We start from the raw sequence: 19442 nt of genomic DNA on the forward strand, positions 1-19442 counted from the left end.
GCTCTTCCCCTCTCTAAACCTGCCTGACTAAAAAGTCAGCTTCCCTCTGGTATGTCTCTTAATCTCTGATTCAATAAACTCTAATTCTTTTTTTGTAAACATAGGACCGAACGGAGCAAGGTCAACTACTCCTTCGTTTTCACCCAAAATCGTTACTCCCCCGGGAATTCCTTCTTTACTGAAATAGTCTTCCAGAATGGCCACGTAGGCTTTTGGTACGTCGTTTGTTACACTGGTTAAAACATATTCTCTCGCCATATAAGACTGGTCTTCTATATAACCAATCACATAAACGTCTTCTTCTTTTGCCCGTTCAATAATATCACGGTTGAAAGCATTCCCCTTCGAATAGATCACGTCCACCCCTTTTTTAAGGAGTTCATCCATTACCCCGACAGCTTCAGCACCGTCCTCCCTGCTTGTGACGGATTGACTGAACACCTCTGCTTCAGGCTTATAATGGTGCACGCCTTGAAAAAATTTCGGAGACCCTCTTTTTTCATCTTCTATTTCAATCAGGGCAATCCGGCCTGTTTCAGATTTTAAAGCCCCTGCGAGACCTGCAAAATATTCAGCTTTCCCTTTTCCAAATGTATAAACCGCCTGGTTAGAATAAGTAGCCGTTCCGTGAATGGTTACAAACTGCACATCCGGATAATACGGGGCCAAATCTCTGAAGAAGGGAGAAAACTCCTGGCCATGTCCAATAATTAATTCTGCCCCGCTTTCAATCGCCTCTTTCGCTTTGCCGGCCACCAGTTCTTCGGAGTAGAGTCCGCTGTGTAACACTGCGTCGACAGGAAACTCATCCTCGATCATCACCTGCCCTTTATAGGCAAGACTCCCCCAGCTCTGATCGCTTACAGAGTCAGAAGTAAGAATTGCCATAAGGAGATCTCCTTCATCTTCCTTTGTGACGTCTGATTGATCGTTGAGTAAAATACCCCTTGACTGATATAACATAATAAAAATAAGCACTGAAGAAACTAATAAAGAAAGAATTAATATATATTTAGTCTGGGATTCTGAATAAATCATAATTTGTTCTCCTTCTGAGATGCATAACCTGATTCCCGCTGTCACATCAGGCCCCTTACATACTGTAAAAAATATAAAAACAATTCGGTTTTATGATTTAAAACATTTCATTTTTCTGGACAGCTATGTAAATTAGAACTAGCTTTATCTTACAGAAAATCCTCCCTCAGGTCTATATGTCCACGCTTAACTCTTCAGTCCTTTACCGTTTTATTTTCAATTTTATTAATAGAAGGGGAGAGAATATTATTTTTACAGACTAAGAATAATTTCCTTTTAATACCATAAAATTGAAACTATTTTACTTCTTAATTTTTACACACTTAAAGAAATTTCCAGCTTATCCGACAAAAGATGACTCCCTGAAATTTCTGTTTGCAAATATACAAATAAAAAACACTTCTCTATACCTAAGTAAATATATTCAAAAAAAATTACACGCATGACACCCCCAGTTTACGGTCCTGCCAATAAGAAGATATAATGAAAACGCTCTCCTTTTGTCGTTCTAAGGGAGCAGGATGTAATAGTCCTATTACATATTTCAAAGGAGGAGAAAGAGGTATGTCAAATCGCTTTAAAAAGCTTCGTCCTTTTTTTGCAGGAGTGATGACTGTCAGTCTAGTGACAGCTGCCTTTGCACCGATGGAATCGGTGAGCGCTAACCCCGGCAAGGGAAATGGCCAGGGGAATGCTGCGGTAGAACAACAAAGAGGGAACAGCGGAAATGCCCCACACGGCCCAAAAAGAGACATTGAAGGCGTGACAATGGTTGATTCTACAAGTTTCCTGGTTGATTTTGATAAAACTTATCCGAAAGGCATCGATATTAATCGGATGCTTGAAGTTGAAGCAGAGTTAGATGATGAGTCAGTGGTGGAAGTTGAATTAACAGATTATGGTGTCTCATCAGACGATCGTTCATTAGTGACAATTGAACATGCGAACGATGATCTCGATGGATTGGCAGGAACACTTCGAATTAATGATTTTGAACTTGATTTTGACTTTGCAGATGAAGAAGAGATGTTCAGCCTTAATATTTTCCATACAAATGATAATCACGGCCGCACTAATATGTTTCCTCAGCTTGTGACAACCTTAAATGAAGCTAAAGAAACGTACGGAGACGGCCTTCTTCTTGACGCGGGAGATGTGTTCTCCGGTACGCTTTATTTTAATGAATTCCGGGGCCAGGACGCCCTTGAGTTTATGAACATGATGGAGTATGATGCCTTTGTTTTCGGAAACCATGAATTTGACCTTGGGGATCCTGATGAAGGGCACCCTGAATTAGTAGAGTTCGTCGAAAATGCAGAGTTCCCATTTGTGGGTGCAAACATGGACTTTTCAGGCGATCCCGGCTTTGATCATATAAACCAGCAGGGCGGGATCAGCTTCGGAGCTGAAGACGGTATGATTTATGATGGAATCGTAAAAGAGGTAGATGGCGAACAAGTAGGGATTTTTGGAATCAACACAGAAGATACAGTCGATATTTCCAGCCCGATGGATGTCACGTTCTCCAACTATGCAGAAGCGGCCCAGGAAATGGTCGATCTTTTTAAAGAAGAAGGCGTTAATAAAATTATTGCTCTTACCCATCTTGGCTATGACAGTGACCCAAGCGTCGGCAACGACCTTCTGCTCGCATCTAAAGTTGAAGGGATTGACGTTATTATCGGCGGTCACAGCCATACAGAAGTTTCACCTCCTACCGTAGTTACAGAAAATGAACAAGGCGAGGAAATGGAGCCGACTGTTGTCGCTCAAGCAGGAGAATATGGTAAATTCCTTGGCGTAGTTAACGTGACTTTCGATGAAAATGGCGTCGTTGTTGATTCAGATGGTGAGTTAATGGCAGCCGGAGACCGCGACCCTGATCCAGAAGCGGCCGAAATGCTTGAACCTTACACTCAAGCAATTGAAGAACTGCAAAATGAGCCGGCTGGATCATATCTCGTCAATGACCTCCCGAATCCGCGCCACGGTGACGGCGATGAAGTGAGTGTCCGCGCGAACGAAACAGCACTCGGCAATTTAATTACTGATGCCCAGCTTAACGCAGCATTAAAAGCAAATGAAGATACAATTATGGCCCTGCAAAACGGCGGCGGGATCCGCGCCCCGATATCTGCAGGAGAAGTAACCATCGGACAGCTGATTGAAGTCCAGCCGTTCGGAAACCGACTTACTCTATTAGAATTATCAGGTGAAGAGCTTATGCAGGCATTTGAAACGAGTGTCTTTGATGCGCCGGCAGAAAACGGCGGCTTCCTTCACGTATCCGCAGGCACAAGACTAACGTATGACAGCGACCTTGATCCAGGTGAAAGAGTCGTCTCTCTTGAAATAGAAGTGGACGGCGAGTACGTTGATATCGAGCAAGACGAAATGTATACGATTGCTACGAATAATTTCACAGCAACGGGCGGAGACGGTTATGAGGTGTTCGCACAGGCTTATGAAGACGGGCGCGGCACGATTGTCGGTAATACTGACTGGGAGATGCTGCGTGACTATATGGCTGAACTTGGCAACGTAGATTACAGCGTCGAAGGCCGTATTGTTAACTTGGCAGCTCAATAATAAAGCAGCCGTTAAAAGAATGGTGAATATATAGAAAGGCCCGGCTTCTCATAGAGAGCCGGGCTTTTCTTATGCTGGTTATTATTCGGGCCATCCTGCTGGACACTGGAAACGTATAATTATCTGTTGCGGTCCATTTCTTTCGCTTTTTCAAACGCCTCTTCCATTTCTTTAGTTGGCGGAGGACCGATGTAGCTGAAAATAATAATCATAATTGAAGAGATGACAAATCCAACAACGAGCTCATATAAAGAGAAGAACCCGGTTTCTGTTTTTATCTGAATCCAGAGAACAACTGTTAATCCGCCCGAAATCATCCCTGCAAGGGCACCGTTTCGTGTCATCCGCTTCCAAAACAAGGAGAACAGGACAAGCGGTCCGAACGTTGCACCGAGGCCTGCCCACGCATAGCTGACAAGTTCCAGAACCGTACTGTCAGGATTTTGCGCCAGGAGTAAAGCGACGATAGCGATCGCAAGCACGCCGAACCGACCGACAAGAACGAGTTCTTTCTGCTGAGCGTTCTTACGGATCATCCCTTTATAGAAATCCTCTGCTAAAGCCGATGAGGATACAAGCAGCTGAGAGTCAATCGTACTCATAATCGCTGCTAAAACGGCGGCCAGCAGAACCCCTGCAACAACAGGGTGGAACAATACTTGTGTGAAAGCTAAAAAGACCGTTTCAGGGTTATCAAGCGGCTGATCTGCAAAGTAAGCAATCCCGATCAACCCGGTCATCACCGCTCCAAACATAGAGAGAACAACCCAGGAAATACCGATAGTTTTTGCTTTAGGAATTTCTTTCATAGAACGGATAGCCATAAAACGGACGATAATGTGCGGCTGGCCGAAATAACCAAGTCCCCAGCCCATTAAAGAAATAATACCAATTAGTCCGACACCGCCCATAAGGTTCAAATTATTAGGGTCGATGGTACGTATCTGATCGAAGGTCGGGCCAAACCCTCCGAAATCCATAATTGCTACAATTGGAATGATGATTAACGCTAAAAACATAAGAATCCCCTGTACAAAGTCAGTCCAGCTGACGGCAAGGAACCCGCCCATAAAGGTATAGCCAATAATTACGACTGCACCAATCCACAAAGCAGCCTGTTGATTTAATCCAAAGGTGCTCTCAAACAATACTGCTCCTCCAACAAGGCCTGCAGACGTGTAGAAAGTAAAAAACAATAAAATTAAAATAGCTGAAACAACACGAAGGGACTTTGATTTATCCCCAAAACGGTTTTCAAAGAAATCGGGGAGTGTAATCGCATCATTGGCCACTTCAGTATAAGACCTCAGACGCCCCGCAACAAACTGCCAGTTAATGATTGCACCGGCTGCAAGACCAATTGCAATCCAGGATTCAACTAGCCCGCTTGCATATAATGCACCCGGAAGTCCCAACAGAAGCCAGCTGCTCATGTCTGAAGCTCCGGCAGATAATGCCGCCACTCCAGCTCCGAGTCTTCTCCCGCCGAGCACGTAATCAGATAAGCTGTCAGTCATCTTATAGGCAATTACCCCTAAGGCCATCATACCAACCAGGTAAACAATAAATGTAATAATAATCGGTGTTAAGTTCTCTACCATTACTTTCCCCTCCTTATATAATACTTTTCTAATAGTTCCTCCTTTCAATAAACTTAATTTTCTCTATAATCTGATTATAATTCTTTTTTGAAAAGTTTAATAGTAAAAGTTAATACAAAGAAAGGTATTATTATTTGGTAAATGCTGTATTTCAGGGCAGGACAGGTACAATGATATAGTTGTTACTATACTGCTGGCATACATTTTTATCGTGAATAAGGGACTTAAGGGGGTTGTCCCCTTCTGGAATATGGAGGTAAAATAGTTAATAATTTGTTATTAGCCGAGTGAAGGATTCTGTCCGGCTTCTCTCCTCCCAAGGGAAGACCGGCCGATAGGGCTAAATATTCTCTATGCCGTCAGGCCTTTTCAATTAGGCGGGTGCGCAGCCGGACAGCATGCTGCCTCCCTTCCTTCACAGACAAAGCACCCTATTCCCTCAGTGTTCACGACACAATTAAAAGGCCTGCTTCGGTCAGGCCTTTTCGTAACTGCTGTCATGCCTGGATCACTCCTCACACCGGAAAACATTCGTCAATATTTTCTTTAATAATCATGACATAGTCGTGTTTATCCATAATCTCAAAAATCAGCAATGATTTATTAAGGTGCATCATGGATCGTTTATAGTGTTTTAAGTAAAAACAATTGATCCCTGCCTGAAAATGCAGTTCACCCATCAAATATAAACTTTCCAGCTGTACACAAAGATTTATGCCCCTTTTCCCATAATTGAGTGACTCCCTGTGTCTTCCTAACGCCGTCAAGGATTTTGATAATCCGTAATAAATCCTGATCTTAGTCAGCTCTATTTTCTTTTGAAGTTTATGCATTTCTTTTAGTGCGCGTTCATAATATTGAACAGATAATTCGAACTCTTTTTCTTCATTGAAAATGATTCCGATACTGTTCATTATTTCTATTTCCGTTGCTGAATAAAGCGTTGGATTCCTCATTTCCAAGGTGAGCAGCAGTAATTCGATGGACCGGTTAAATCCTTTATTGAGATAATACATCGCCACGCCTTCATGCCACAGTAAAAACTGCTGATGTTCAATAGAGGAGAAAACAGGATTTTCTTTTTCGCAAGTCACTAATTCATACACCGTCTCATAATCTCTGTTTCTGATCGCTTTTCTAATTTCATTTTTAACAGTGGAAATATAGTCAAACCGCTTGTAAGAAGCCATATTAAAAAACTCATTCATATCGATTTCAAGCTTTTTTGATATTTCGTATAACGTTGAACTGAGAGGAATGACTTCACCTTTTTCAATCCGGCTGATTTGAGCCTGTGTACAAATGTTTTCTGCTAATTCGGTTTGTGACATTTTCGCTTTTTCTCTTAACATCTTAATATTTACACCAATTAAGTCATAATTCATCCCAATTACCTCCCACTTAGTTTTACTCACATCATGGAAAAAGTAACATTATGACGTTAAAAAGTTTATTACATACTTTGAAAGGGGGTGTGAGAATGAAAAAATATTTATTGAGTGTGGCGATCGTTACTATGTTTCTTGGCGGATTTGTTTCATTCAGTGGTGGAGAGCAATTTGCAGCGAGAGACTTACCGAACCAGCACAGTGTCCCCAACTTTCAATAATTCATTTTAAAGAGTTATTTTTCCGCCAAAGTTCTGAATAAGAGCTTTGGCTTTTTGGATGTTAAAGCAAAATCCCTCCCGTGTAGTTGTCTGTAGTTGTCCCCCCCTTAATCAACAGGCTCATTTAAGCCTGTGGTTAATAGTGATATCCCTAAAATTACGAAGGCCCTGCGGGTAAGTTGCCCGCCCCTCTCCTTTCTAGTCACTTCCCAGCAAAGACTTCCTAAACGCCTAAAGCCTAAGGTCCAGGGCCGCCCTGCGGGAAAAGGCGAGGTGAAAAGGTAAGGCAGGATAATCACTTTTAAAGCATCACAGCACCAAAAACAGAGCTGAAGATACTTCTTTTGTTTATTATACTACATTTTGGAAAAAGATTGAATTTTCAATCTATTTATAATGAGGACGACCTGAACTTATGACAGGCTTTTGATGGAATATACAGGAAAAATTATGTATGTAAGTATAATTCTATTATTTTTATTCGATGGCTGTTATTTCTTTCGAGAAGCCTGGGATTAAGGGGAACTTAAAAGTATTTAACGACTCATCGCTGAAAAAAATGGACGAAATAAAAAGCTTTGCAGAATCATTCTGCAAAGCTGGTAGCTGCCATTGTTAGAATGGCAGCCTTAAACGGGGCTGTTTCTTCTTTTTTTGCGGCCGGAACCAGTTTGTATACATGATTCTAATAAAAAAGTATAACGCAATCATACCGACTGCACTCAATTCATCCAATAGAGCAAAGATTCTCTCATCTAATGTCCTGTAGACACGCCCTTTAAATTGCTGATCATAGGTGGAGGGATATACAGGCTGATAATCGAACCTGTGAGGCTGAGAGACTGGATAAGGATAATGTGTACCAAATTTATCCGGATAACGTTCGTACCCGGGACCCCAATATATGAATTCACGGTGGGGCACCGGCCAGGCTCCAGGATTATATATTAAGTGGCTGTCTGCACCTTTCATAGACACATCTGCATAATTGTCCCTGCTGTCAGCTGCCAAAACCCGGTTTTCCGCTTTCATCTGATGCACGTGTGAGCTGTAAACGACTGAACTGAAGACAAACATAGACACCAGCACGATCCCAACGAACACCGACAGCTTCTTAACCATTGGTTATAACCCCCTTTTTAGATTGAACTCTATCGTAACCCAATCTGAAAATCGGTGTATTACCAATGAGAGGACGAGACAGCCAGTAATTCTGCATTTTAGGACATAAGAAACTTAAAAACTATAAAAATATACTTTTAGGAATAATAGCAAAAAAAGTAAAAATCCCGGAAGCAAAAGCTCCCGGGATGGGGTCAGACCCCCCATTTATTCCCAGTTTTGTGCCTGGTCAGCAGGCTTGCGCTGACGAAGACAATTAATGAGAGCAGCACTGGCATGACAACGGTATGGACGCCGAATATATTGGGCTGGACGTTGTGAATGACAGCATAGGATCCTATCCCGGCGAGCATGGAAGCTATAGCGCCATATTGGTTGGCTTTACTCCAATACAGTCCCATAACAACCGGCCAGATAAACGCAGCCTGCAAACCTCCGAAGGCAAACAGATTCATCCATATAAGCAGGTCCGGCGGACTGAGAGCCGCTGCGAAGATAAGGATTCCGAGTACTGATGTGACTCCGAAACTGATTTGCCTCACTTTTTTATCCGTTGCTTCAGGGTTCATATAATTCAAATATACGTCTTTTACCACAGCCGAACTGACAATCAGTAAAAGCGAGTCGACAGTGGACATGATCGCTGCCATCGGGGCCGCCAGTACAATTCCGGCCAGCCACGGCGGCAGTACTTCCATAGTAATCATCGGCATCACAGAATCCGGGACGTCAACGCCCGGCATAATCGGACGTGCAAAAACACCTATTAGATGCATGCCGAGCATAATAAAACCTACAACAATTGTTCCGATAATTAACGCACGGTGCATCGACTTTGCATCACGGTAAGACATCGCCCTAACTGCCACTTGCGGCAAGGCAAGCACCCCGACACCTACAAGAATCCAGAAAGACGAAACATAAGCCGGCGTTAAGCCGCCGTCATGGCCAAATGGCGTGATAAGATTAGGATTCTCTGCTGCGAGGTCCGACATAATATTTGAAATGCCCCCGCCTGCAATTATTGTTCCTATGAGAATAATCAATGTCCCAAAGAACATGACGACTCCCTGAATCGTATCCGTCAGCGCTACCGCGCGGAAACCTCCTATAATGACATAAAGAAGCACCGCTACAGCAAAGATAAACAGAGCGGACGTATAACTGAGACCTGTCAGTGACTCTATTAAACGGGCACCCCCAACCCACTGGGCCACCATCGCTGAAAAGAGAAAGACGATAATACTGAAGGCTGCAATAAATACCACCCATTTACTTTCCCCATAACGCTTTCTCAAAAAATCAATTAAGGTGACGGCCTTATATTTTCGCGCGTAGATCGCAAATTTTTTCCCGAGAACCATAAGAACGAAGTAGCCGGTTGCTACTTGAGCCATGGCAAGCAGCACCCAACCGAGTCCCTGAGTATACGCTGCTCCCGGTCCGCCTATAAAACTGCTCGCGCTTCCATATGTAGCGATCATGGTCATTGCCAGAATAAAGCCGCCGAGTTCACGGCTTCCAAGAAAGTATTCCTGTAAAAAATTATTCGTTTTTCTCAGATAGCGGGACGACCAGAAGCCGACGGCAAAAATTGAAATTAAAAAGATGATCAGAGGAATAACAACAGACCAGTTCATTCAGCATCCTCCTCTGCGCCATCTTTACCGGTTTTATCAGGTTCCGGATCATCAAAAGGCATATCTTTAAAGAAACTTTTAACTACCACGGCTACAAGGACAGCCATAACGATAAAGCCCGCTACACAGCTGTAAAAAAACCAGGCAGGCATTCCCAGTACATATGTATACTCCTCAACCGGCCGGGAACCAAGGCCGTAAGCAAATCCGTACCACCATAAAAAATTAAGAATAACAAGTCCAACCCCGATCAGTGCTTCCCGGTTAGCCACCTTAAACCGCGGATCTTTCTCATCTATCTCACGGCTCATTTCCTTCACCTCTTCCCAAAAATGTATGTCTCCAGAATATCACAAAAAAAGGGGTCAGACCCCCCATTTATTGGAAAGTCTGCCCCTATGGCAATTCCATTTTATGGGGGGACAGACCCCCCAGTTTTTGGTTATCAGCCTGTGTTGACGAGACCGGCTGCCACACCGCTGATTGTTAACAGAACTTCAGTTAACAGTTCATCTGACTTTTCACCTTCGGATGCACGCATCTTTTTAATCAGGTCAACCTGAAGGTAGCTCAGCGGGTCGACGTAAGGGTTTCTGCGGTGCACAGATGCCTGGATGTTTGGTGTATGATCTAAAAGCTCCTCGCTTTGGGAGATTTTAAGCAAGACATCCCGGCTGCGTTCAAATTCCTCTTTAATATCTGAGAAAATCCGCTCCCCTATTGATTTATCCTGTACAAGCGCTACATACTCTTCTGCTGTCTGCAGATCGGCTTTCATGAGCGCCATTTGAAGATTATTAATTGTAGACTCAAAGAACGGCCATATTTCATACATTTCCTGAAGGACTTTCAGGTTTTCTTCGCTCTTTGAAACGAAAGCCTGAAGCCCTGTCCCTGCGGCATACCACGCCGGGAGGTTCTGGCGGCACTGAGTCCAGGCGAAGACCCAAGGAATAGCCCGTAAATCCTCGAATTTCTCACTGTTTTTACGGCTCATCGGCCGGGAGCCGATATTCAATTCCCGCAGTTCATTTAAAGGCGTTGTCTGCTTAAAATAAGTGAGGAAGTCTTTATCTCCAAAAACGAGAGACTGATATTTTTTCAGAGCATGTTCTGAAATTTCTTCCATTGCTTCTTCCCACTCTTTTTTCAAGCCGGTGACTTTAACCGATTCGCTGTGTACCTTTGAAGAAGAGGAAATTAATGCTGCTGCCGCCTGTTCCAGGTTTCTGAAGGCGATATCACCTAAAAGGTATCTTGAAGACAGCACTTCTCCCTGTTCTGTAATTTTCACGCCGTCGAGAAGGGTTTCAGCCGGCTGGGAAACAATACTTCTGTTCAGCGGTCCGCCTCCGCGGCCTAATGAACCGCCGCGCCCGTGGAAAAATTTAAGGCCAATATTAAACTCGCGCGCCATATCATGAATTTCCTGCTGGGCTTTAAACAGCTTCCAGTTAGCTGTTAACGTCCCGCCGTCTTTACTGCCGTCGGAATAGCCAAGCATGATTTCCTGGTGGTCTCCGCGCTCATGAATATGGTTTCTGTAAATATCCATTTTAAACAGTGTTTTCATAATTTCCGGGCCGGCAATAAGGTCATCTACTGTTTCGAGCAGAGGCGCTACATGCAATCCGCTTTCGACTCTTCCGTCAGCATGGAGCCTGTAAATGCCTGCCTCTTTTGCTAAAACGAGAACTTCAAGCAAATCACTCGGGGATTGCGTCATACTGACCAGATAGACTTCGATGGACCGGCTGCCAAATTCATCATGAGCCCGTTTGATCATACGGAACACTTCAAAGATATCCCTTGTTTCCTCTGAATAATCTTCATTCAGAAGCATAAGCGGACGAGGATCCTTAAGCACATCCTGTAAGACTTTCAGTTTCTCATCTTCACTCAATGATTGGTAGTCTTTAGAAATTCCGACCACTTGAAGCATCTCTGCCACCGCAGTCTCATGTTCACCGCTGTGGTTTCTGACATCAAGCGTGGCCACATGGAAGCCGAATAATTCCACCTGGCGGATAAGCTTAGCGAGCTTCTTAAGCTGCTGACCTTCCTGCTGGTGCTTTTGAGCACTCTCTTTAATTTGAAGTAAGTCGTCCATCAGCTCTTCCGCTTCCTCATAGCCAGCTTTCGACTTGCCGACCTGGCGAAGACGCTTAAGCATAATCGCAAATTTGCGGCGGTAGATCTCAGATTGGATCGGCCACATATCTGCTTTTTTCATATAGGCTTTTTCGCCCTCTTCCACCGATTGAATAAGATCCTCATCAATAGAAACCCGTGCTGTTGACTGGCTGAATCGACGCATTAAATCCACTAGAGATTCATCATATTTTTTCAAAGCAAGTCCGCGCTGGAGTTTCAACGTCTCCCAAGTCACTTCTGGCGTTACAAATGGGTTCCCGTCACGGTCCCCGCCTATCCATGAACCGAAGTGAAGGAAATTAGGTACGCGCCACTGGTGGCCTGGGTAATAATCGGCCAATTGCTCCTCCAGTTCCCTGTGGATTGCCGGAAGGACTTTAAACAACGTCTGGTCAAAATAATAGAGGCCGTTTTTAACCTCGTCGATAACTGTAGGCTTTTTATGGCGCAGTTCATCTGTCTGCCAAAGAGCGGTTACTTCATTGACGAGACTTTCTTCAAGGTTATCCTTCTCTTTTTTAGTTAAAATACGAGTGTCGAGCTTTTGTAAAATATAAGAAATTCGTTTTTGGATCTCAAGAACTGTCCGTTTAGCAGCTTCTGTCGGGTGAGCAGTCATAATCAGCTCAATGGAAAGATCATCAATGATCTGCTGGATAACTTCCGGTGAATGATCGTCCTCTTTAAGCGTCTGCACGGCACTTTCGATCGAAATCGGCTGTGCCTGTCCGTCTTCTTTCATACGGTACTCCCGGGAGCGGCGGATACGGTGATTCTGTTCCGCAATATTGATGAGATGGAAATACGTTGCAAAGGCCCGGATCACATCCTGCCTGTACGGCGATTCCAATTTACTAATTTTTTCTTTCAGCTTTTTATAATCAGCATCATTAAAGTCCTCACGCAGTCCCTTTGTGATTTCGCGGATTTGTTCAACTTCATTGAATAATTCTTCTCCGCCGTGGTGAATTAAAACTTGTCCTAAAATGTTTCCAAGCTTTTTTACATCTTCCCTTAATCTTCCGTTAGGATCTTTCGTGTCAATCATGCCATCATCCTCCTGTAAAGAAAATTGCTGATCACCGGTGCGGAAACATCAGACAAACCTTCCGGCTGTCTGGTTCAGCTGCTCCCCGCATAATCTCGCACCCCCGGCGCAGCTTTAATCTCCTTATCCTTCGAATCCGGGTGAAAATGCCAGATTCATAAAGTATAAGATTTTGCTGGACCTCCAGCCATCTGAAAAGCAGGATAGAGATCGCAAGTGGGACAATTTGTGTCCGCGCAGACATAAACTGTCCCACTCACAATAAAAGAGGTCCAGCGTTAGATTAAGTTTAATACTAACAAAAAGCAAAGCCAATAATCAATTTTTTCTAACAATTTTGTCAGTTACGGGAGTATACCGGAGCAATCAGCCGTCTTTCCATGCTATTATAACAAATTTTGCTAATATCACGCTATTCACAACTTGTTCCATTTAAATAAGAAGAAAGAAGGTTTAGAGAGAGGCTTAAGAGATTTTTCACATAGGGGTCAGACCCCCCATTTACTGGAAAAGACGTTTTTGCTCACTCATTCACAAAAACGTCATGCCTTTGCAACAGGATTTTCACAGGTTTAACCGTTAGGAGGGCCTGCTGTATTATATACTGTAATCAGAAAGATAGTTAGTGGTCACTAACATCACACAGCACAGAAAGTTAACAAGTGAGCACAGGCTGTCTTCTCACTTAAACTTTTTTATGAGGAGGAATAGACCATGTTTATGGATTTCTTAAGGAATAACAAAATTGCAGCTGGGATTTTGACAGTTTTGCGGGTATATATAGGCTGGCAGTGGTTAACTTCAGGATGGGATAAAGCGTTTGGGGAATTTGATGCGTCCGGTTATTTGCAAGGAGTGGTCGGAAACGAAGAAGTGATGGAACAATATCCGACGTATCATGCTTTTATCGAAAACTTTGCTGTTCCCAACTCAGGGATGTTCAGCTTTATGGTTGCCTGGGGTGAATTACTTGTAGGCCTCGGTCTGATATTTGGTATTCTCACTACCGCTGCAGCGTTCTTCGGGCTCGTTATGAACTTTGCTTTCATGTTTGCCGGCACGATCTCGTCTAACCCTTGGATGGTATTATTAACTATTTTCATTATCGCAGCAGGATACAATGCCGGAAGGTTTGGAGGCGACCGGTGGGTTATCCCATATATCCGGACAGTCGTCTTTAAAGATAAATTGACACCAAAAAGAACAGCCCAGCAAATAAGCTAGCATTAGTAAGCGCCCTCGCTCAAATCAGCAGGGCGCTTTTCGCCCCTTTATTAAGCCTGTCCTTCCTCCCCTTTAGCGCTCTCGCTCCCTACCGCTCATCGCCTTTCTTTTAAAAGGCAAATTCACATAGGGGTCAGACCCCCCATTTACTGGAAATACAAATAACGAACCAAAAGACCTAGATACATATACCTTATTAATTGGTTAATTTATATAATTAATGGTATAATTTAAAAGAAAGAGCTTACCCCGCTAATCTTTTTCAAGGTATTTTAACTATTCGTGTGCAAATGACAGGGAGGAGGGAGACTATGGAATATAATATGCGGCGTTTTCTGCACACTATACAGTTAGTGAAAAGTATTCACTATGTTCATCTCACCTCCTTCCCGGCTGAGAGAACCTCTGAATTGAAGGAAATAAACATTCTTCCCCTTATAAAAGATCCGATTATCTTTGTGATGCGGGGGCCGGTTTTTATTCAAGGTGTTTCTGAACTTCTTGAACTCGGCAACGGCGTTATTTTTGATTATGAAAAATTTAGATTAGAACGGCAGATTCATTTAACCGTGTCACAAAACAAACCTTATGTATCCCCAGGCATTTTAAACTTTATAAGGGAAGATATTGAGGAGTACAAACAGAAGGGCAAAACATTTTTTATAAATGAACCTGAGCGGCCTCTTTCCGCCTTCACTGCCCGCAACCGGCAGTCAGTCATTGACTTGCTGCTGAGTGACCATCCTCCAAAGAAAAATTCCACAGCCGGGCGATTCCGCCAAAAGTTCTCTCCTATGCATAAAGAGCCCCCTTACTCGTAAGGGGACTCTTTTTCTTAACTCTCTTTTTCTTTTCTTTGGACTACTTTCCGTGTGATTGCCTTTTCCGCTTCAATCACTGTAAATACGATGGCGCCCAGAATGAACGGAATAACCCAATACGTCCATCCGAGAGGCACAGTTCCGAACGCTGTATTCATAAACGGCACATATAATATGAATGCCTGAAGCGCAAGTAAAACACCGGAAACGATAAACGCAAACTTATTTTTGAAAAAGTTCTTGTTAAACGCAAAGCCGATTTCGTTACGCGTGTTAAATAAGTGGAACATCTGCATAATCACTATTGTCTGAAGGACGACACTGTTAATCATCGCTTCTTCCATTCCCTGATTAATCAGGTTCATAAATAATACCATTGTACCGCCGCCGATTAGAAGAGATACAAAGATGATCCTGAAAATATAATAAGGGGTCAGCAGCGGTGTTTTAACCGGTCGCGGCGGCCGGTCCATCGCTCCTTTTTCCAGCGGCTCAAACGCCAGTGCAAGAGACACTGTGACCGCGATAACCATGTTTACCCACAGAATCTGGATAGGAGTAAGCGGCATGAGCGTCCCCAGTAGAATACTGATCATTATTAAAAATGACTGGGCACCATTTGTCGGTAAAATAAATAATATCGTTTTTTTCAGATTGGCATAAACCCGCCGTCCTTCTTCCACGGCATTGACTATCGTTTCAAAATTATCGTCCACGAGCACCATCTGGGAGGATTCTTTGGCAACTTCAGTTCCTTTTATCCCCATGGCTACTCCAATATCTGCCCGCTTAAGTGCAGGAGCGTCATTTACCCCATCCCCGGTCATCGCGGAAACCTGGTTATTTTCCTGCAGGGCTTCCACAATTCTTAATTTATTGTCAGGGCTGGTTCTTGCAAAAACGTCATATTCCAATATGGCTTCAGACAGTTCGTCGTCTGACATTTTATCAATGTCCCTGCCTTCCAGTCCTTTCTGGCCATCGCCAATTCCTAATTGTTTCCCGATGGCCATAGCCGTATCTTTATGGTCGCCGGTAATCATTTTGACGCCGATTCCTGCTTTCGTACATTCTTCTACTGCGCTTATTGCTTCTTCCCTCGGAGGATCGATAATGCCTGTGAGGCCTAAAAATTCGACTCCTTCCTCCAGGTCTTCATGGTCAATTTTTGTAACCTCATCAGACACCTTTTTAAAGCCGGCACTCAGGACACGTTCCCCTTTAGTCGTACGCTGCTTCATTTTCTTTTCCCAATAGGAGCGGTCGAAGTCTCCATTGCCTCTTTCGGCCATTTCAAAAAGACGGTCAGGGGCTCCTTTAACATAAATGAGTTTTTCCCCGTCTCTTTCTGTCAGCACCGCCATATATTTATAAGCCGAATCAAACGGTATTTTGGACTGGACATCCAGCCTGTCAATATCTGTGTTCGCTTTTTCTGCTAAAGTGAGCAGGCAGCCTTCAGTCGGTTCCCCATTAATTGTCCAGTAGCCTTCTTCGTCTTTTCTTAAAGTGGAATCATTGCATGTTTTCATAGCAGTCAGCAGTTCAAGCAAGTCTCCTCGCTGTTCTGCATCAGCTTCTTCATCTCCATCTCTGATTTCGCCTTCAGGAGCATAACCTGTGCCTGTCACTTCATAACTATCATCTTTTGTCATTACTGAGGTGACTGTCATTTCATTTTTTGTCAGTGTACCGGTTTTATCGGAACAGATGACAGACACGGCTCCAAGCGTTTCCACGGAAGGCAGGTTACGCACAATAGCCTTCCGTTTGGCCATATTCTGCACACCGAGAGCGAGGATGATGGAAATAATTGCCGGAAGCCCTTCCGGAATAGCTGCTACAGCCAGACCAATTATGGATAACAGAAGTTCGCCTGCTCCGTAATCTCTTATAAAGAATCCAAATAAGTAAATAAATACGGCCGCAACCAGGATAAAGACAGCTACTTGTTTACCGAACCGGTCGGTCTGTTTCATAAGCGGCGTTTTAAGCTCTTCAACCTGGGATATGGATTGATTAATTTTTCCAATCTCTGTATTTTCCCCGGTCGCGGTCACAATCCCATGGCCCGAACCTGAGGTGACTGATGTTCCGGAAAAAGCCATGTTTTCCCGGTCCCCTAAAACCGTATCCTCATCAAGCACGTCCGTGCTCTTCTCAGCTGAGGTGGATTCCCCCGTTAAAGCCGCTTCTTCGACTTTTAAATTATCAGCCGACAGCAGCCGGATATCGGCCGGGATTTTGTCTCCGGCACTGAGGTAAACAATATCCCCCGGGACCACTTCTGCGGCGTCCACTTCTCTTTTTTCACCGTTTCTCAGCACATTTGCTTCAAGTGACAGCATATTTTTAATGCCTTCAAGTGCTTTTTCAGCTTTGCTTTCCTGGAAATAACCAATACTTGCATTGATGATCGCGACAAGAAGAATAACGGCAGTATCAATGAAGTGCCCAAGCAAGGCAGTCACGACAGCCGCCACGAGAAGAATGTAGATCAGCACATCATTAAAGTGCTTCAAAAACTTAATAAAAGAATTCTCGCCTTCTTCCTCAGGCAGCTCGTTCCTTCCATATTTGTTCAGTCTTTCACTTACATCGTCCTGGGACAGCCCTTCAGACTCTTTGACTTCAAACTCTTTTAGCGTCTCATCTGTGTCTTTACTGTACCAGTTCTGTTCCTGCATTGAATCGTTGGACATAGAGCATGCCGTCCTTTCATACGAAATATAAAATATAGTACCTAAGGTATATATTGACCTAAAACGCCCCCGTTAAACTTTATTCTGACAGAAAAAGCAGAAGCACAGATAACTGGAAACAACTGGGGGGTCTGTCCCCCCTTTTTGTCCTATTTATGACAAAATAAGGACTTCTGTGCTGATTCCTCAATTAGTGGTATAGACAACTTTACGCGTGAGTGATAAACTGAATTCAACAGCGTTATTATAGAACACACACCCTTTATTATTTTTTACTATTAAGGAAAACGCTGTCATACATATAGGTGTACAAAGGTGGTGAGGAGAATTCCGGATTAAGGATGCGCGCAGTGTTTTTCTTTGCTCTTATTTATTTCACTTTTAAAATGAAAGGGGTCTTTTACCATGCTTAGTTTTTTACAAAAAATCGGTAAAGCGCTTATGCTTCCGATCGCATCTTTACCAGCTGCCGCTCTTTTGTTAAGACTCGGGGCTGAAGATGTGTTAGACATTCCGTTTATGGCAGCCGCAGGTGGCGCGCTGTTTGACAACCTTCCCTTGCTATTTGCGATCGGTGTGGCAATCGGGATGTCCAAAGACGGAAACGGTGCTGCCGGTCTCGCCGGGGCTATAGGATTCTTCGTTTTAACTGAAGGGACTCAGGCAATTAACGAAGAAATTAACATGGCTTTCCTCGGAGGTATATTCAGCGGGGTTGTCGCCGGCCTGCTCTATAACAAATTCCATGCCGTCCAGCTCCCGCAATGGCTCGGCTTCTTTGGCGGCAGGCGGTTCGTTCCTATAGTCACAGCCGCTGCAATGATTATTTTTGCAGCCATCTTTGGCTTTGTATGGCCGCCAATCCAGGAAGCGATCGATGGACTCGGACAGTGGATTATCGGTTCGGGAGCCGTTGGTGTCGGTGTGTATGGTTTCTTAAACCGTTTACTTATTCCTATTGGCCTTCACCATGTGTTAAATTCACTCGTCTGGTTTGAGTTCGGCGAATTTAATGGAGCTACTGGTGACTTAAACAGATTCTTTGCCGGAGACCCGACTGCCGGGCAGTTTATGGCAGGATTTTTCCCAATTATGATGTTTGCCCTTCCTGCCGCATGTTTTGCTATGATTCTTGCCGCAAAAGCGCACCGCCGTAAAGCGGTTGCCGGGATGATGATCGGTATTGCGTTCACGTCCTTCCTGACAGGGATTACTGAGCCAATTGAATTCTCATTCATGTTCCTTTCACCGCTTCTTTATGTCGTGCACGCCTTATTAACGGCATCATCGATGGTGGTGACCAACGCGTTAGGCATCTTGCATGGGTTTGGATTCTCGGCCGGGGCGATTGACTACTTCCTGAACTTCGGAATTGCCACCCAGCCTGTGCTGCTCGCCTTAGTCGGCCTTGCCTACGCAGGTATATATTTTGTGGTCTTCTACTTCCTCATTCGCGCTCTGGACCTGAAAACACCAGGACGCGAAGACGAAGAGGAAGAAGGCGAAGCTGAAGGGGCTGTTGACCAGTCCGCTGATAAATATGAACAGATGGCGGAAGGCTATCTTGAAGGCCTTGGAGGCAAAGAGAACATCTCGTCTCTCGATAATTGTGTCACCCGACTCAGAATGAAAGTGAAAGACATGAGTAAAGTTGATGAGAAAATGCTTAAAAAGACAGGCGCTAAAGGGGTTATGAAACTGAATTCCACTGATATACAAGTCGTCGTTGGAACAGACGTGGAATTCGTCGCAGACGCCATGCGCAAAAAACTGTAGCATCCAAAAAATGGGGGGTCTGTCCCAGTAGCCTTGCACGAATGGAATATATTGTAATTTTAAGTTTACAAACACAAAAAAAGCTCCTATTGTAGAGGAGAGACCAATACTTGTTCCC

The 19442-nt window shown here is 44.0% G+C and carries 13 protein-coding genes; 5 read left to right on the plus strand and 8 right to left on the minus strand.

Annotation, left to right across the window (positions count from 1 at the left end):
* Positions 1–27: 27 nt before the first annotated feature.
* Positions 28–1038, minus strand: a complete 1011-nt coding sequence (locus BMW59_RS16270) for a BMP family ABC transporter substrate-binding protein (RefSeq protein ID WP_093054448.1) — start codon at positions 1036–1038, stop codon at positions 28–30.
* Between the two features lie 564 nt (positions 1039–1602).
* On the opposite strand from BMW59_RS16270, the gene BMW59_RS16275 reads away from it, so the two are divergent.
* On the plus strand, positions 1603–3627 hold the full coding sequence (locus BMW59_RS16275) for a 5'-nucleotidase C-terminal domain-containing protein (protein WP_218141997.1): 2025 nt from the start codon (positions 1603–1605) through the stop codon (positions 3625–3627).
* 119 nt (positions 3628–3746) lie between these two features.
* On the opposite strand, the gene putP is transcribed toward BMW59_RS16275, so the two are convergent.
* Positions 3747–5228, minus strand: coding sequence for a sodium/proline symporter PutP (gene putP, locus BMW59_RS16280; RefSeq protein ID WP_093054449.1), 1482 nt, complete (start codon positions 5226–5228; stop codon positions 3747–3749).
* Positions 5229–5743: 515 nt separating this feature from the next.
* Positions 5744–6613 carry a helix-turn-helix domain-containing protein gene (locus BMW59_RS16285; RefSeq protein ID WP_093054450.1) on the minus strand — a complete coding sequence of 290 codons (870 nt, stop codon included), beginning with the start codon at positions 6611–6613 and terminating at the stop codon, positions 5744–5746.
* 95 nt (positions 6614–6708) lie between these two features.
* On the opposite strand from BMW59_RS16285, the gene BMW59_RS22295 reads away from it, so the two are divergent.
* A complete protein-coding gene (locus BMW59_RS22295; protein WP_281244280.1) occupies positions 6709–6837 on the plus strand; it encodes a hypothetical protein in 129 nt (42 codons plus the stop codon).
* 615 nt (positions 6838–7452) lie between these two features.
* Here BMW59_RS22295 and BMW59_RS16290 read toward each other — a convergent pair.
* The 4 genes from BMW59_RS16290 to ppc form a co-directional block, all read right to left on the minus strand.
* Positions 7453–7959 carry a hypothetical protein gene (locus BMW59_RS16290; protein ID WP_093054452.1) on the minus strand — a complete coding sequence of 169 codons (507 nt, stop codon included), beginning with the start codon at positions 7957–7959 and terminating at the stop codon, positions 7453–7455.
* Between the two features lie 194 nt (positions 7960–8153).
* Complete coding sequence (gene panF, locus BMW59_RS16295) at positions 8154–9599, minus strand: sodium/pantothenate symporter (protein WP_093054454.1); 1446 nt, start codon at positions 9597–9599, stop codon at positions 8154–8156.
* Entirely contained in the window at positions 9596–9910 is a 315-nt protein-coding gene (locus tag BMW59_RS16300) for a YhdT family protein (protein WP_177174393.1), read from the minus strand. The genes panF and BMW59_RS16300 overlap by 4 nt, the downstream gene beginning before the upstream one ends.
* Positions 9911–10044: 134 nt before the next feature.
* On the minus strand, positions 10045–12801 hold the full coding sequence (gene ppc, locus BMW59_RS16305; protein WP_093054456.1) for a phosphoenolpyruvate carboxylase: 2757 nt from the start codon (positions 12799–12801) through the stop codon (positions 10045–10047).
* 714 nt (positions 12802–13515) lie between these two features.
* Between ppc and BMW59_RS16315 the strand changes: the two genes are divergently transcribed.
* Complete coding sequence (locus BMW59_RS16315; protein ID WP_093054460.1) at positions 13516–14025, plus strand: DoxX family protein; 510 nt, start codon at positions 13516–13518, stop codon at positions 14023–14025.
* Between the two features lie 311 nt (positions 14026–14336).
* Entirely contained in the window at positions 14337–14846 is a 510-nt protein-coding gene (locus BMW59_RS16320; RefSeq protein ID WP_093054462.1) for a hypothetical protein, read from the plus strand.
* Positions 14847–14860: 14 nt separating this feature from the next.
* On the opposite strand, the gene BMW59_RS16325 is transcribed toward BMW59_RS16320, so the two are convergent.
* Positions 14861–17548 carry a cation-transporting P-type ATPase gene (locus BMW59_RS16325; protein WP_093054464.1) on the minus strand — a complete coding sequence of 896 codons (2688 nt, stop codon included), beginning with the start codon at positions 17546–17548 and terminating at the stop codon, positions 14861–14863.
* A 405-nt stretch (positions 17549–17953) separates the two neighbouring features.
* On the opposite strand from BMW59_RS16325, the gene nagE reads away from it, so the two are divergent.
* Entirely contained in the window at positions 17954–19324 is a 1371-nt protein-coding gene (nagE, locus tag BMW59_RS16330) for an N-acetylglucosamine-specific PTS transporter subunit IIBC (RefSeq protein ID WP_093054466.1), read from the plus strand.
* Positions 19325–19442: the final 118 nt, after the last annotated feature.

The sequence above is a fragment of the Salipaludibacillus aurantiacus genome (assembly GCF_900111295.1).
Lineage (GTDB): Bacteria > Bacillota > Bacilli > Bacillales > Salisediminibacteriaceae > Salipaludibacillus > Salipaludibacillus aurantiacus.